Annotated in this window: 12 protein-coding genes and 1 riboswitch; of the genes, 10 read left to right on the forward strand and 2 right to left on the reverse strand. The window is 69.4% G+C overall.

All coding sequences use genetic code 11. From position 1 onward, the window contains the following. Window positions 1-64: 64 nt before the first annotated feature. The 6 genes from ACFWVP_RS02420 (at window position 65) to ACFWVP_RS02445 (ending at window position 9,536) form a co-directional block, all read left to right on the forward strand. Window positions 65-1,381 (forward strand): ABC transporter substrate-binding protein, encoded by a 1,317-nt coding sequence (locus tag ACFWVP_RS02420; RefSeq protein ID WP_384493071.1) that lies wholly within the window; start codon window positions 65-67, stop codon window positions 1,379-1,381. A gap of 14 nt (window positions 1,382-1,395) precedes the next feature. After that, window positions 1,396-2,391: a carbohydrate ABC transporter permease gene (locus ACFWVP_RS02425; RefSeq protein ID WP_384493072.1), complete on the forward strand. Its 996-nt coding sequence runs from the start codon at window positions 1,396-1,398 to the stop codon at window positions 2,389-2,391. Window positions 2,392-2,419: 28 nt separating this feature from the next. Beyond that, a complete protein-coding gene (locus tag ACFWVP_RS02430) occupies window positions 2,420-3,259 on the forward strand; it encodes a carbohydrate ABC transporter permease (protein ID WP_384493293.1) in 840 nt (279 codons plus the stop codon). 54 nt (window positions 3,260-3,313) lie between these two features. Further along, entirely contained in the window at window positions 3,314-4,669 is a 1,356-nt protein-coding gene (locus tag ACFWVP_RS02435; RefSeq protein WP_384493073.1) for a GH1 family beta-glucosidase, read from the forward strand. A gap of 454 nt (window positions 4,670-5,123) precedes the next feature. Then, a complete protein-coding gene (locus tag ACFWVP_RS02440) occupies window positions 5,124-6,239 on the forward strand; it encodes an AI-2E family transporter (RefSeq protein ID WP_384493074.1) in 1,116 nt (371 codons plus the stop codon). Window positions 6,240-6,527: 288 nt separating this feature from the next. Beyond that, window positions 6,528-9,536: a family 16 glycoside hydrolase gene (locus tag ACFWVP_RS02445; RefSeq protein ID WP_384493075.1), complete on the forward strand. Its 3,009-nt coding sequence runs from the start codon at window positions 6,528-6,530 to the stop codon at window positions 9,534-9,536. Window positions 9,537-9,672: 136 nt separating this feature from the next. On the opposite strand, the gene ACFWVP_RS02450 is transcribed toward ACFWVP_RS02445, so the two are convergent. Next, entirely contained in the window at window positions 9,673-10,116 is a 444-nt protein-coding gene (locus tag ACFWVP_RS02450; protein WP_384493076.1) for a subtilase-type protease inhibitor, read from the reverse strand. A gap of 598 nt (window positions 10,117-10,714) precedes the next feature. Between ACFWVP_RS02450 and ACFWVP_RS02455 the strand changes: the two genes are divergently transcribed. Both ACFWVP_RS02455 and ACFWVP_RS02460 read left to right on the forward strand, forming a co-directional pair. After that, window positions 10,715-11,731 (forward strand): metallophosphoesterase family protein, encoded by a 1,017-nt coding sequence (locus ACFWVP_RS02455; protein ID WP_384493077.1) that lies wholly within the window; start codon window positions 10,715-10,717, stop codon window positions 11,729-11,731. Continuing rightward, complete coding sequence (locus ACFWVP_RS02460; protein WP_384493078.1) at window positions 11,728-12,438, forward strand: 4'-phosphopantetheinyl transferase; 711 nt, start codon at window positions 11,728-11,730, stop codon at window positions 12,436-12,438. Before ACFWVP_RS02455 ends, ACFWVP_RS02460 begins: the two co-directional genes overlap by 4 nt. Before the next feature lie 93 nt (window positions 12,439-12,531). On the opposite strand, the gene ACFWVP_RS02465 is transcribed toward ACFWVP_RS02460, so the two are convergent. Further along, complete coding sequence (locus ACFWVP_RS02465; protein ID WP_384493079.1) at window positions 12,532-13,131, reverse strand: histidine phosphatase family protein; 600 nt, start codon at window positions 13,129-13,131, stop codon at window positions 12,532-12,534. A 109-nt stretch (window positions 13,132-13,240) separates the two neighbouring features. Next, a riboswitch (cobalamin riboswitch) is annotated at window positions 13,241-13,370 on the forward strand. 36 nt (window positions 13,371-13,406) lie between these two features. On the opposite strand from ACFWVP_RS02465, the gene ACFWVP_RS02470 reads away from it, so the two are divergent. Beyond that, on the forward strand, window positions 13,407-13,622 hold the full coding sequence (locus ACFWVP_RS02470) for a CbtB-domain containing protein (protein ID WP_384493080.1): 216 nt from the start codon (window positions 13,407-13,409) through the stop codon (window positions 13,620-13,622). Between the two features lie 26 nt (window positions 13,623-13,648). Continuing rightward, on the forward strand, window positions 13,649-14,434 hold the full coding sequence (locus tag ACFWVP_RS02475) for a CbtA family protein (protein WP_384493081.1): 786 nt from the start codon (window positions 13,649-13,651) through the stop codon (window positions 14,432-14,434). Window positions 14,435-14,588: the final 154 nt, after the last annotated feature.

The following is a 14,588-nucleotide window of genomic DNA, read 5'->3' on the forward strand; positions in this document are numbered from 1 at the left end:
CGTGAACGTCACACCGGCCCGGCTCACGGCGGACATCCATCACTTCTGAAAGGCCCCTGGAGTCATGCGAAGAATCCGAGCCGCGGCCGTCGGTGCCGTCACCCTCTCGCTCGTACTCACCGCGGCTGCCTGCGGCGGCGGTTCGTCCGGTGCGGGCGGGTCCAACGAGCAGCCGAAGACGCTCACCTACTGGGCCTCCAACCAGGGCGCCAGCCTCGAGGTGGACAAGAAGGTCCTGCAGCCCGAGCTCGACAAGTTCGAGAAGGAGACCGGCATCAAGGTCGAGCTGGAGGTGGTGCCCTGGGGCGATCTGCTGAACCGCATCCTCACCGCCACCACCTCCGGGCAGGGCCCGGACGTCCTGAACATCGGAAACACCTGGAGCGCTTCGCTGCAGGCCACCGGTGCGCTGCTGCCCTGGGACGAGAAGAACTTCGAGGCGATAGGCGGCAAGGACCGCTTCGTCGAGTCCGCCCTCGGCTCGACCGGCGTCCAGGGTGAGGACCCGGCCGCCGTGCCGCTGTACTCCATGGCCTACGCGCTCTACTACAACAAGAAGATGTTCGCCGACGCCGGCATAGAGAAGCCGCCGACGACGTGGGACGAGGTGACCGAGGCCGGGAAGAAGCTGTCCAAGGACGGCAAGTGGGGACTCGGCGCGGAAGGCTCCAACCTCTCCAACAACATCCACCAGGTCTTCGTCCTCGCGAAGCAGCACGGTGCTGACTTCTTCACCGCCGACGGCAAGGCGGACTTCACGTCCGACGGGGCGGTCGCGGCCGTCAAGCAGTACGTCGACCTCATGGCCAAGGACAAGATCGTCGCGCCGGGCAACGCCGAGTACGCGCAGAACCAGTCCCTGAGCGACTTCGCGAAGGACAAGACGGCCATGGTGCTGTGGCAGACCGCGGCCGCCACCTTCGAGTCCCAGGGCATGAAGAAGGACGAGTGGGGCGTCGTGCCCGCCCCGGTCCAGTCGGGGAAGCCCGGCACGGGCACGTCCACCAACTCCATGGTCGCCGGCATCAACATGGCCGTCTTCAACAACACCAAGAACGTCGACGGCGCGAAGAAGTTCGTGAAGTTCATGACCAGCGACGAGGAGCAGAAGGTCCTCAACAAGTCCTACGGCTCCATCCCGCCGGTCAAGGCCGCCCAGGAGGACGACGCGTTCAACACCTTCGCGCTGTCGCCCCTGCGCGAGACCCTCGCCACCAGCGCCACCGCCCTGCCCCAGGTCCCCGAGGAGTCGCAGTTCGAGACCGTCGTCGGCACGGCGGTCAAGGAGCTCTTCGCCGAGGCGGCCGCCGGCCGTCCGGTGACGACCGGATCGGTCAAGGCGAAGCTCGAAAAGGCCCAGCAGCAGATGCCCAAGAAGTGAGCACGGACACCACCATGACCACAACCGCCGCCACCGTTCCCGGCGAGCGGGCAGCAGAGAAGAACAACCCCGGAGCGGCGCCGCGCAGACGCCGCTCCGGGCGGCTGCGCAAGATCGGCCTGCCCTACCTGCTGCTGCTCCCCGCCCTGCTCCTCGAGCTGCTGGTCCACCTGGTGCCCATGATCATCGGCATCGTCGTCAGCTTCCGGCAGCTCACCCAGTTCTACATCCGGGACTGGGCCACCGCGCCGTGGGCCGGTACCGACAACTACGCCGTCTCGGTCGACTTCGACGCCCCGGTGGGCGAGGCGCTGCTGCAGTCGTTCCTGACGACCTGCCTGTTCACCGTGCTGTCGGTGGGGCTGTGCTGGTTCCTCGGAACCGCCGCGGCGGTCTTCATGCAGGAGACCTTCCGCGGCAGGGGCTTCCTGCGCACGCTCTTCCTCGTGCCGTACGCCCTGCCCGTCTACGCCGCGGTCATCACCTGGGCGTTCATGTTCCAGCGCGACAACGGCATGATCAACCACGTCATCCACGACCAGCTCGGCCTCACGGACAGCCCGCCGTTCTGGCTCATCGGCGACAACGCCTTCGTCACGCTGCTCGTCGTCTCGGTGTGGAAGGGCTGGCCCTTCGCCTTCCTCATCATGATGGCCGGCCTCCAGAACGTTCCCCGGGACATCTACGAAGCGGCGGCGCTCGACGGCGCCGGGGTGTGGCAGCAGATCCGCCGCATCACCCTGCCGTCACTGCGGCCCGTCAACCAGGTCCTCGTACTCGTGCTGTTCCTCTGGACCTTCAACGACTTCAACACACCGTTCGTCCTGTTCGGCAAGTCGGCACCGGAATCCGCGGACCTGATCTCCATCCACATCTACCAGTCGTCCTTCCAGACCTGGAACTTCGGCACGGGCTCCGCGATGTCGGTCCTGCTGCTGCTGTTCCTGCTCGTCGTGACCGGCCTCTACCTCCTGTTCACGTCCCGAGGAAAGCAGGCCACCGATGCCTAGGACCGCACAGCGCCAAGCCCCTTCCCCGATGGCGCCCCCGCAGTCGTTCCTGTGGGCGCGGCGGGTCTTCCTCACTCTTCTCACCGTCTTCGTGGTCCTGCCGGTGTTCGTGATGGTCACCAGCTCCCTCAAGCCGCTGGAAGACGTGACCGGCAAGTTCCAGTGGATTCCCTCGGGCCTGACCGTCAGCCCCTACTTCGACATCTGGGAGACGGTCCCCCTCGCCGACTACTTCATGAACTCCCTGGTCGTCGCCGGGGCGGCGACCGTCTGCTCCGTGGTGATCGCGGTGTTCGCGGCCTACGCCGTCAGCCGCTACAACTTCCGTGGCAAGCGCGTGTTCACGGTGACCGTCCTCTCGACGCAGATGTTCCCCGGCATCCTCTTCCTCCTGCCGCTGTTCCTCATCTACGTGAACATCGGCAACGCCACGGGCATCGCGCTGTTCGGGTCGCGGATCGGCCTCATCATCACCTACCTCACCTTCTCCCTCCCCTTCTCCATCTGGATGCTGATCGGATACTTCGACTCGGTGCCCCGGGACCTGGACGAGGCGGCCAAGGTGGACGGCTGCGGCCCGCTCGGCGCACTGTTCCGGGTCATCGTCCCCGCGGCCATTCCCGGCATCGTCGCCGTCGCCGTGTACGCGTTCATGACGGCCTGGGGGGAAGTCCTCTTCGCCTCCGTCATGACCAACGAAACCACCCGCACCCTGGCCGTCGGCCTGCAGGGCTACTCCACGCAGAACGACGTGTACTGGAACCAGGTCATGGCAGCCTCCCTCGTGGTGAGCCTGCCTGTCGTCGCCGGGTTCCTGCTCCTGCAGCGCTACCTCGTCACCGGCCTCACCGCCGGCGCCGTCAAGTAGCCGCACCCATCGACCGCTTCGCCCCTCACCAGTTCGACGTCTGCGAGGTACCTTGTGACCACATCGATAGATCTTGCCGCCTTCCCCCGTGATTTCGTCTGGGGCACGGCCACGGCCGCGTACCAGATCGAAGGCGGCGTCGCCGACGACGGCCGGTCGCCTTCGATCTGGGACACCTTCTCCCACACCCCGGGAAACGTCGCCAACGGTGACCACGGCGACGAGGCCTGCGACCACTACCACCGGTGGCCGGAGGACGTCGCCCTCATGAAGCGGCTGGGCGCCGACTCGTACCGCATGTCGACGGCCTGGCCGCGCATCGTTCCGGGCGGCGACGGACCGGTCAACGCCGCGGGGCTCGACTTCTACGACCGGTTGGTGGACGGTCTCCTGGACGCGGGCATCACCCCCAACATCACCCTCTACCACTGGGACCTGCCCCAGGCCCTTCAGGACCGTGGCGGGTGGACGGTGCGAGACACGGCCGAACACCTCGCCGCGTACGCGGCCGTCGTGGCCGGACGCCTGGGCGACCGGGTCACCCGGTGGGCCACTCTGAACGAACCGCTGTGCTCCGGATGGATCGGGCACCTGGAAGGCCGGATGGCCCCAGGCCTGACCGACCTGACCGCGGCGGTCCGGGCCTCCTACCACCTCCTGCTGGGCCACGGACTGGCGACCCAGGCGATCCGCGCCGCGGCGCCCGGGGCCCAGGTCGGACTGGTGACCAACCACTCCACGGTGGAGGCCGCGTCCCCGGCCCCCGAGGACCTCGCGGCAGCGATCCGTATGGACGGCCACACCAACCGCTGGTGGCTCGACCCCGTGTACGGCCGCGGCTTCCCCACGGACATGCGAGAGCTGTACGGGGTCGAACTGCCCGAGCGTGCGGGGGACCTCGAGACCATCGCAGCCCCCCTGGACTGGCACGGTCTCAACTACTACTTCCCGGTCACCGTCGCCGACGACCCGGAGGGCCCCGTCCCGCATGCCCGGGAGGTCCGGCTGCCCGATGTACCGCGCACCGGCATGGACTGGCAGATCGACGCCGGCGGCCTCGAAGAGCTCCTCATGCGGCTGACCGACGACTACGGCGTGAGCCGCCTCTACGTCACCGAGAACGGTTCCGCCTTTCCCGACACCGTCGGCCCCGACGGGGCGGTGGACGACGCCGCACGGGCCCAGTACCTGGAGCAGCATCTGGCAGCCTGCGCCCGGGCCGTCCGCAAGGGGGCGCCCCTGGCCGGGTACTACGCATGGTCCCTGCTGGACAACTTCGAGTGGGCCTACGGCTATGACAAGCGCTTCGGCCTCGTCCACGTCGACTACCCGACGCAGACACGCACCATCAAGAGCAGCGGTCACCGGTACGCGGACATCATCCGTACACACCGTGAGGCCCATGCCTGACGACACTCGACACCAGGGCGTCCTGGTGGCGGGAGTGTCGCTCGAACCCGGTCCGTCCACCTGGCCGCCGTTCCGCGGCGGGAAGCCGGGGAACGGCAGGGCCGTCCGTAGCGAGGGGGCGCCACCAGTCCTGCCACCCCCTTTCCGGCACCATCACGCTCACGCGTGTGGCGGAGGGGCGACCGGCGTGCGGGTGGCGGTGGGGCGACCGGCGTGGCCCTTCCGTCCGCCGGCTGATCCCAGGGAACCGGTCACATGATGTCAGCGCTTCACAGCGGCTGCCGGAGACCAACAGGGGCTGACGTCGTCTGCTCGGACCCTGCTCGGACCCTGCTCTCCCGAAGACCGGCGGCGCCGGCGTGACGGCTGGGCGCCGGCCGGTCGACGCCCGCTGCCGGGAGGGCCGCCGGGGGAGTGATCCGGCGAGGGTTCCAGGGCCAATAGGGTGACGTGCATGTCTGTCACGTTGAACTCCACCAAGACCCGTGCCGCCCTCCGCGTTTCGGCACGGGTCTCAGGCGAGCTGCTCCTCATCCTTGTCATGACTGCGACGGCGATATGGCTGCTGGGCCGCATGTGGCCGATCGTCTGGCCGCTGGTGGTGGGCCTGTTGCTCACCACGCTGACCTGGCCCATAGCGCGCTTCCTGCGCCGACACGGCTGGCCACCGGCCCTCGCCGCCTCCGTGGTGACGGTGGCCTTCCTCCTGGTCGCCGTGGGGGTCGCGGCGCTGATCGCGGTACCGGTCGCATCCCAGTCGGGTGAGCTGGCCGACGGCGTCGTGGACGGCATCCAGAAACTGCGTGAGTGGGCCGCCGGCCCCCCGCTCAACGTCGGTGACGATCAGATCGCCGACGCGTCCGACTCCGCGACCGCCCGCATCCAGGACAGCATCGGCGGCATGGTCACCACGCTCGTCACCGGGGTGAGCACGGTGGTCAACGGTGTGGTCACCGCTGTTCTGGCGGTCTTCCTGATGTTCTTCATGCTCAAGGACGGGCCCCGCTTCCTGCCGTGGCTCGCCCGCCAGCTTCCCGGACGGCTCGCCACCGACGTTCCGACCGTGGCCGAGCGTGGCTGGGAGACCCTGGGCGGGTTCGTCCGTTCCCAGGCGTACGTCGGTCTGCTCGACGCCGTCCTCATCGGGCTCGGACTGTGGATCGTGGGAGTGCCGCTGGTGCTTCCCCTGGCGGTGCTGACCTTCGTGTCCGCGTTCGTGCCGATCATCGGCGCGCTGTTCGCCGGTTTCGTCGCCGTTCTCATCGCCCTGGTGTCGAACGGGCCGACGGACGCGCTGATGGTGCTGGCGATCATCATCGTGGTGCAGCAGCTGGAGGGCAATGTGTTCCAGCCCATGATCCAGAGCCGTGGACTCGGTCTGCACGCGGCGGTGATCCTGCTGGCGGTGACGCTGGGCGGCAGCCTGGCCGGCATCGTGGGCAGCCTGCTCGCCGTACCCGTCGCCGCGCTGATCGCGGTGGTCTGGAACTACCTGCGTGAGCAGCTCGGCGATCCGTCGCAGGAGCCGGAGGCCCAGGCCTCGCCGAGTGGTGCAGGGGCGCCCTCGTAGGTCTCCCGTTCCGCTCCGCAGGCGGTCGTCGTCCGGGGCCCCGGGCTGATCCCGGCGTCGCCGGACCCCAACCCGCCTGCTTCCAAACCGCGTTCCCGGTGGCCGCACGTGAGTGGGGTGCGGCGGCCGCCGGGGCGCGGAGGCATGTTCCGGACTTTGAACTCGCAGATGACAAAGTATGGACTTCCTCAGCAGAAGTCTCCTAGCCTTGCGGGCGCCACGTAGGCGAAGCGCAGTTCAGCGGATCCGTACAGCCCGACCGGAGTGCGACCCCCTTCTGGAGGACCGATGCATCCACGGCTGTTCCCACGTGCCCGAAGACAACTCACCACCCTGCTCGTCGGAGGGTTCCTCGCGGGAGGTGTCTGGGCCGGCCCCCCGGCCGCCGCCGCGCCCGGCGACATCCCGCCGCAGGAACCCGGAGTCACCCTGCGTGTCTTCGACACCCAGGTGCCACTCAGCTCCCTGTGCACGCTCAAGCCGGGCCAGACGCCCAACCACGACAAGCTGATGCCCACAGTGAACTGGTCCACGGTCGACGATTTCGGGGGCTACGCGGACAACTTCGTGGCCGAGGTCTCGGGCTATCTGTCGGTCCCGGCCGACGGCACGTACGCCTTCCGCCTCAACAGCGACGACGGCTCACGGCTCACCGTCGACGACCGCGAGGTCATCGACCACGACGGTCTGCACGGCGCCGAGCCCAAGGACGGATCCGCCCAACTCACGGCAGGACTCCATCCGTTCCGTGTCGACTACTTCGAGCGGGGCGGCGAGCAGCAACTGACACTCGCGTGGAGGCCGCCGGGTGCCGACGACTTCGGTGTCGTCCCGCGCGAGGCGCTGAGCACGGACGCGGGGGTCGTCCGGGTCACCGCGCCCGGCCGCAAGGAATGCGAATCCGGCGCCGACAGCCCCGGCGACGGCCTCCCGCTCGCCGATGTGCGCCCCGACCTCGATCTCACCGATCTGCGACCGGACGGCTTCGAGCCGCAGGTCACCGGCATGGACTGGCTGCCCGACGGACGTCTGGCCCTTTCCACCTGGGGCGGCTCGGAGAGCCGGACCGGCGAGGTGTACCTCCTCGACCACGTCACGGGTGAGACCAGCCGCGACAAGGTGACGGTGAAGAAGGTCGCCGAGGGCCTGCGCGAGCCGATGGGCATCAAGTACGTCGACGGATCGCTGTACGTCTCGCAGAAACACGAACTGACCCGACTCGTCGACACCGACGAGGACTTCGTCACCGACGAGTACCGTACGGTCGCCACCTGGCCCTACGGCGGGAACTTCCACGAGTTCGCCTTCGGGCTGCTCTACCGTGACGGCCACTTCTACGTGAACCTGTCCGTCGCCATCAACTACGGCGGCGCGACCACCACTCCGCAACCGGCTCCGGGCCGCGGCACCACGTACAAGGTCAGCAAGAAGACGGGCAGGATCCATCCGGTCGCGGGCGGCCTGCGGACGCCGAACGGGATCGGCTGGGGTCCTGGCGGCAGCATCTTCACCACCGACAACCAAGGTGGCTGGCTCCCGGCGTCGAAGCTCGTCCAGATCAAGCAGGACCGCTTCTTCAACCACTACACCGAGCCGTCGGGCCCGTTCGACGCGCGGCCCGTCACCCAGCCGGTGCTCTGGCTGCCCCAGAACGAGATCGCGAACTCTCCCAGCACACCGCTCCTCCTCACGAAGGGCCGGTTCGCCGGCCAGATGCTGGTCGGTGACGTCACCTACGGCGGACTCCAGCGCGCGTACCTGGAAAAGGTGAAGGGCCAGTACCAGGGGGCCGTCTTCCGCTACACCCAGGGACTCGAAGCGGGTGTCAACCGCATCACCATGGGGCCCGACGGCGCGATATACGCGGGCGGACTCGGCGCCGACGGTAACTGGGGCCAGGAAGGGAAACTGAAGTTCGGCCTGCAGAAACTCACGCCGAACGGCGGCAACACCTTCGACATCAAGGAGATGCGCGCCGTCCCCGGCGGATTCGACCTCGAATACACCCAGCCGCTCTCGGAGGCGACCGCGGCGGAACTCACGTCCCGCTACCGGGCCGAGCAGTGGCGCTACACCCCGACGTCCGACTACGGCGGGCCGAAGATCGGCGAGGAGCGGCTCGCCGTGAGCTCTGCGGCCCTCGCCGACGACGGCCGCACCGTGCGGCTCCGGCTCGACGGGCTCAAGCCCGGCAGGGTCGTACACCTCCGCTCGCCGCGCCCCTTCGCCTCCGCGTCCGGTGAGGCGCTGTGGAGCACGGAAGCCTGGTACACGCTCAACGCCGTGCCCGGGAAGCAGCCGCCACCGGCGACGCTGTACGAGGCGGAGGAGGCACGGCTCACCGGCACGGCCGGCGTCGACACCGACCACACCGGGTACTCGGGCAGCGGCTTCGTCGACCGGTACGACACGGAGGGCAAGGGCGCCACGACGTTCGACGTGACTGTGCCCGCGGCCGGCGACTACGACGTGAACCTCCGCTATTCCAACGGTCCCAACCCCTTCCAGGGCACCAAGTCCCTCTCCCTCCACGTCAACGGGAAGAAGCTCAGACAGACGGAACTCGCCTCGACCGGCAACTGGGACACCTGGTCGACGCGGACCGAGCGGATCCGCCTGCACGCGGGGCCCAACACCGTCTCGTACCGCTTCGATCCCGGCGACACCGGACATGTCAATCTGGACCTAATCACCGTGCTCCCGCACGGCGCCCCCGTCCCCCTCTTCGACGGCACCACCGCCTCCCAGGAGCAGTGGCAGCACACGGACGGCCGGCGGGTCGAATGGCCGCTGTCCGCCGAGCGGTCGATGGAGGTGTGCTGCGGTGACATCCGCACCAAGGACGCCTACCAGGACTTCAGGCTGCGCCTGGAGTTCCGGGTGCCGCTCCTGCCGGACGACGTGACCGGGCAGGACCGCGGCAACAGCGGCGTCTATCTCCAGGACCGCTACGAACTCCAGATCCTCGATTCGTACGGGGACACCACCCCCGACACGAACGAGGCCGGGGCGATCTACCAGAAGAAGGCGCCGGACATCAACGCGGCCACGGCTCCCGAGACGTGGCAGACGTACGACGTCACGTTCCGTGCGGCGCGGTTCGACGACAGCGGCACCAAGACCGCCGACGCGCGCGTGACGGTGGTGTGGAACGGCCAGAAGGTCCACGACGACATCGCGATCGACGGACCGACCGGTGCGGGTCTGCCGGAGGGCCCGTCGGCCGGAGCGATCCGTCTCCAGGACCACGGGAACAAGGTGCGGTTCCGGAACATCCGGATCGAACCGCTGAGCTGACGCCCCTGCGGTTCCGGAACATCCGGATCGGACGGCTGAGTCGAGTCCCGGTTCCGCCGGGGCACGGGGCACGGGGCACCTGCGAACCGTAGGTGCCCCACGCTGTTCTCCGTGTGCGGGGTACAGATGGACTCGGTCAGAAGGCGAAGACCGGTCCCTCGCCCAGACCTGCCCGCATCTCGCACGCGTTGGCGAAGGCGGTCGACCAGGAGACGCTACGGCCCTGCCAGACGCCGGTCGCGCCGATGACGACGGGATCCCACTGCCGCGTGCAGTTTCCCTGCGGGCGTGGCGTGGTCAACCGGGTGAACTCCCCTTCGACCGCACGCAGTTCCGTACACGCGGCGGTGGGCGCGGGGTGTGTGCCGCTCGGGCGGGGCGCGCAGCTCAGGGTGACAGCCCGTTCGACGGTGACCGCGTCGGCGTCGCCACTGCCGACGGACAGCACGAGGGCCGAAGGCGCGTAGAGGCCGGCCGGCTGAGCGGGGCGGGCCTGTGCGACGCCCATGGTCGCCGTGCCGGACATGACGAGTACGGACACCGCGGTGGCTACGCCGATTCTGCCGAGGTCGTGACGCATGCGTGCGACTCCTTTGCATGGTGTGGTGATTGCGGTGGGGAGTCTGGTGCTTGCAAGGAGTGATCGCACATCGATCGGTACTTTCCGGCCCGATCCGTGGGGAACAGGACTACCGAATGGCCGTTCGGCCAGCTCGGAGGCGGTGTGCACCCCTCGCGTCAGACGTCCAGCATGTGGACGAATTTCAGTGGTACAACCGCGAACTACGCTCTGACCTGCATGGATGGCGATGCGCTTCGCGGGTGAGAATACGGGCTTCGGCCGGAAAACAGCGCCTGGGGGCCACCGCCCCCTCGCCCGGTACCACGTCACCTGCCCCCCACGGCTGGCGCCGTCACCGCCGCCGGACCGTGCCAGAGACCAGCTGGCCCACCAGCACACCGGCGTAGCCGCGCGCATCGCCCCCTCCGTCGCACGCGCCCCGCGAACGGAGCGCGGATCGTCTCTCCTCGTCGCGGTGGGGGACGCCGGCCGAGGCCGCTGAGTTCCACCGGCGCCCTGGTCCTCGGGATCCGCCGGACTTCCGGACACGTACGGCCGCGCGAGTCGCTGCACGATGGTCACCCCAACAGGACCGGCAAGAAGGTAAATTCGAACAATGAGTTCACCCAGCGGCCCCGTCCCGCACCCGCCGAAGGGGCAGGGCCGGCTCCTCGCAGTGAGCGATCTCCACGTGGGGATCGCCGACAACCGCCCCATCGCCGACCAGCTGCGCCCTTCGTCCGACGAGGACTGGCTCATCGTCGCGGGTGATGTGGCGGAACAGGCCGAAGAGGTCGAGCGGGCCCTTGAGACGCTGGCCGGGCGGTTCGCCCACGTGATCTGGACGCCGGGCAACCACGAGCTGTGGACCGTGGACAGGGATCCGGTGAAACTGCGCGGCCGGGCACGGTACGACCACCTCGTCCGGGTGTGCGCGGAGCTGGGTGTGACGAGCCCCGAGGACCCGTACCCGCGGTGGCGGGGAGCGGACGGGCCTGTGGCCGTGGCCCCGGTGTTCCTGCTGTACGACTACACGTTCAGAGTCCCGGGGACGGCCACCAAGGAGGAGTCCCTGGCGCGGGCGCACGAGGCGGGGGTCGTCTGCACCGATGAATACCTGCTGCACCCGGACCCGTACCCGACCCGCGACGACTGGTGCCGGGCGCGGGTCGCGCTGACCGAGGAGCGGCTGGCCGCGCACGACCCGGAGGTCCCGCTCGTGATCGCGGGCCACTGGCCGCTGGTGCGCGAACCCACGTCGGTCATGTGGTACCCGGAATTCGCCCAGTGGTGCGGCACGGAACTCACCGCCGACTGGCACCGCCGCTTCAATGTCGCGGCCGTCGTCTACGGGCACCTGCACATCCCCCGTACGACCTGGTACGACGGTGTGCGGTTCGAGGAGGTCTCGATCGGCTACCCGCGGGAGTGGCGCAAGCGCGGGCACCCGCGCGGGCTGCTGCGGCAGATCCTCCCGTACGAGGGGGAGGGTGCCCCGGCGGGCCCGGATCCTTCGGGGACGTCCGGCGTCGCGCGCTCCGCATCCGGTTCACCCGGTTCACCTGGGATGCCCGGGTCTCCGACTTCCCCGACTTCCCCGGCTTCCCCGGGGGACGCGGGCGCCGCGTCGTGATCGAACGGCTGCTTCCCGCGTACGTGGCATGCGCGGACACGTACGAGACGGAGGCTCCGGCCGGAACCCTCTATCCGGAGGAGGCGCTGCTGGTCGCCACGAGCGTGGACCGGCGCAGGCACGAGTTCGCGGCCGTACGCGCCTGTGCGAGACGGGCCATGGCGACCCTCGGGCTGCCGCCGCAGCCGGTGCTGCGCGGTCACCGCGGCGTACCGCTGTGGCCTGCGGGGATCGTGGGCAGCATGACGCACTGCGACGGTTACCGTGCCGCGGTGCTGGCCCGGGCGCCCGACGTCCGTGCGCTCGGCATCGACGCCGAGCCGAACGAGCCGCTGCCGCCCGACGTGTGGGAGGCGGTGTCGCTGCCCTCGGAGCGGCGGCGGATCTACCCGGAGGTGCTGCCAGGGGGCTCCCCGGGAGTTCTGCCGGGTCGTACACCCGGGACGGGTAGCGCGATGCCGCACTGGGACCGGCTGCTCTTCAGCGCAAAGGAAAGCGTGTTCAAGACGTGGTTCCCGATCACCCGGATCGAACTCGACTTCGACGAGGCCGACATCACGTTCCACCGGAGCTCCGAGACCGCCACCGAAGGCACGTTCACCGCGGAGCTGCTGCGCCGGGCGCCGGGGATGCCGGTGTCGTACGAGGGGAAGTGGCTGGTCGACAACGGCATCGCGGTCACGGCGATCGCGCTTCCCCACGGCTGAAGCCACCACGATCGGTCGCGCTCCCTGATGGCTGAGGTCACCGCGGTCGCCCGGTCCCTCCGGACGTTGCTCGGCACCATGGGTTTCGGGCCGCTATCGGCCCAGCGGCCGTCCGCACCGCAGGTTCCAGCGGCCGGACCGTCCGCTGAGCTCGGTCAGGGTCAGCGGGGCGACATCGAGCCGCCAGAAGGTCTCCATCGGCAGCCCCAGAGCGTGGACCATCGCGGCGCGCACGACCGCCGGTTCGACGACCGCGAGCCGTCGGCCCGAGCCCCACGCCGGGGAATCCAGCAGCGTGCCCACCCGGGACGTCAGATCCAGCAGCGACTCGCCACCGTGCGGAGCGGCCGACGGGTCGGTCAGCCAGGCCGTCACCGCGTCCGGCTCGGCGGCGCTCACCTCGGAGAGCCGCCGACCGCGCCAGCGCCCCATGTCCCAGTCGCGGAGGGCGGATTCGGGCCGGGCGGCCGCGGCAGGCCCGGCTGTCCCGGTGAGCCCGAGCGCCTCGGCGGTCTGTCGGCAGGGGACGGACGGGCCGTGCGCCCGGTGGTCGGAGACAGGTACCGCACCGGCGGCAGCGGCGGCCGTGGCGCTGCGTGCACCGGCCTCGTCCAAGGGCGCGTCGGCCTCGAAGCGGGCGCCCCGCAGCGCGGAGCTCATGGCCGGTGAGATCAACATCACCCGTACCGTCATCCTCTGTCTCCCCTTCCTGAACAGGAGCCTCCTGCGAGAGCGCCCTATGGGAACACGGCCCGTCCTGCGGGCCGTTGTCGGGGCCGTCGCACCATGGCGGTGGCCGAACCGCAGGCGGTATGGTCGCGGCACCCATGACGAGGGTGCAACGGAAGTCCGGTGAGAATCCGGCACGGTCGCGCCACTGTGTACCCGCATCGCTGCGGGGAGTCAGACCCGGCACCTTCGTCTCAGGCACCACGACAGGGACGCGTGTTCCCACAGGAGGTTCTGCCATGGCACATTCTGCCGCCCCCACGACCGTCGCACCGGTCATCACCCCCATCTCGCTGAAGGCCATCGCACCCTGGGCCGTCTTCTTCGGCATCCTCATGCTCGTCCTGCTGTACTTCGTCGGAGCCGAGCAGGGAGCCACCGCGGTCATCTCAGGCGAGGCCGTGCACGAGTGGGTCCACGACGGCCGTCACCTCCTCGGCTTCCCCTGCCACTGAGACTTCGGGAACCAGAGGGACGTCTCATGAACTCCGTATCGGTCAGAGCTCTGCTCATCCGCGGCATGCTGGCCGGCCTCCTGGCCGGCGCGCTCGCCCTTGCCGTGGCCTACTTCCTCGGTGAGTCGCGGGTGGACGCCGCCATCGCGCTGGAAGAGGCACAGGCGCACTCGCACGCCCACGAGCACGGCGAGGAACTGGTCACGCGCACGATGCAGGCCACCGGCGGTCTCGCCACCGGCGTCCTGGTCTTCGGCGTGGCCGTCGGCGGCATTGCCGCACTCGTCTTCTGCTACGCCCTGGGCCGCATCGGCTCCTTCGGCCCGCGGGCCACGGCAGCATTCATCGCAGGGGGTGCCCTGCTGACGGTGTACGTCGTGCCCTTCCTGAAGTACCCGGCCAACCCCCCGGCCGTGGGGAACCCGGACACCATCGGGCAACGCACCGGGCTGTTCTTCCTGATGGTCGCGCTCAGCGTGCTGCTCGCGGTGGCCGCCGTCATCACGGGCAGGCGGCTCGCACCGCGGTGGGGCAACTGGAACGCCACGATCACCGCGGCCGGAACATACGTCTTTCTCATCGGGCTCGCGTACGCCTTCCTGCCCTCGTTCAACGAAGTCGGCGCGGACTTCCCCGCCAGTCTGCTGTGGGAGTTCCGGCTGGCGACACTCGCGGTCCAGACGACCCTCTGGGTCAGCTTCGGTCTCGTGTTCGGCCACCTCACGGAGCGGCTGCTGGTGCCGCGTCCGAGTACGGGTGGTGAGGTGGCGGCCGACCGTGTCGCTGCCCGCTCGGCGGGTGCCGTGAGCTGACACGCACACCTGCCGACCTCACGATCGAGCCCGCCGGGGAGACATCCGGCGGGCTCCGTCGTTGTGTGGGCGGGTTCGGCACTCCGCAGGACGAGGAAGCCCCGACCACCGCGGCCCCGTTGGTCCCGGGCAGGAGGGCCCGGTCCCGGCCTCT

The organism is Streptomyces sp. NPDC058637, from assembly GCF_042717325.1.
Taxonomy (GTDB): Bacteria; Actinomycetota; Actinomycetes; order Streptomycetales; family Streptomycetaceae; genus Streptomyces.

Excerpts from the sequence above, each read along its gene's own strand:
- ACFWVP_RS02440 (WP_384493074.1), top strand. The coding sequence starts at position 5,124 with ATGTCTGTCACGTTGAACTCCACCAAGACCCGTGCCGCCCTCCGCGTT.
- ACFWVP_RS02425 (WP_384493072.1), top strand. The coding sequence starts at position 1,396 with ATGACCACAACCGCCGCCACCGTTCCCGGCGAGCGGGCAGCAGAGAAG.
- ACFWVP_RS02430 (WP_384493293.1), top strand. The coding sequence starts at position 2,420 with ATGGCGCCCCCGCAGTCGTTCCTGTGGGCGCGGCGGGTCTTCCTCACT.
- ACFWVP_RS02450 (WP_384493076.1), bottom strand. The coding sequence starts at position 10,116 with ATGCGTCACGACCTCGGCAGAATCGGCGTAGCCACCGCGGTGTCCGTA.
- ACFWVP_RS02420 (WP_384493071.1), top strand. The coding sequence starts at position 65 with ATGCGAAGAATCCGAGCCGCGGCCGTCGGTGCCGTCACCCTCTCGCTC.
- ACFWVP_RS02475 (WP_384493081.1), top strand. The coding sequence starts at position 13,649 with ATGAACTCCGTATCGGTCAGAGCTCTGCTCATCCGCGGCATGCTGGCC.
- ACFWVP_RS02455 (WP_384493077.1), top strand. The coding sequence starts at position 10,715 with ATGAGTTCACCCAGCGGCCCCGTCCCGCACCCGCCGAAGGGGCAGGGC.
- ACFWVP_RS02445 (WP_384493075.1), top strand. The coding sequence starts at position 6,528 with ATGCATCCACGGCTGTTCCCACGTGCCCGAAGACAACTCACCACCCTG.
- ACFWVP_RS02470 (WP_384493080.1), top strand. The coding sequence starts at position 13,407 with ATGGCACATTCTGCCGCCCCCACGACCGTCGCACCGGTCATCACCCCC.
- ACFWVP_RS02465 (WP_384493079.1), bottom strand. The coding sequence starts at position 13,131 with ATGACGGTACGGGTGATGTTGATCTCACCGGCCATGAGCTCCGCGCTG.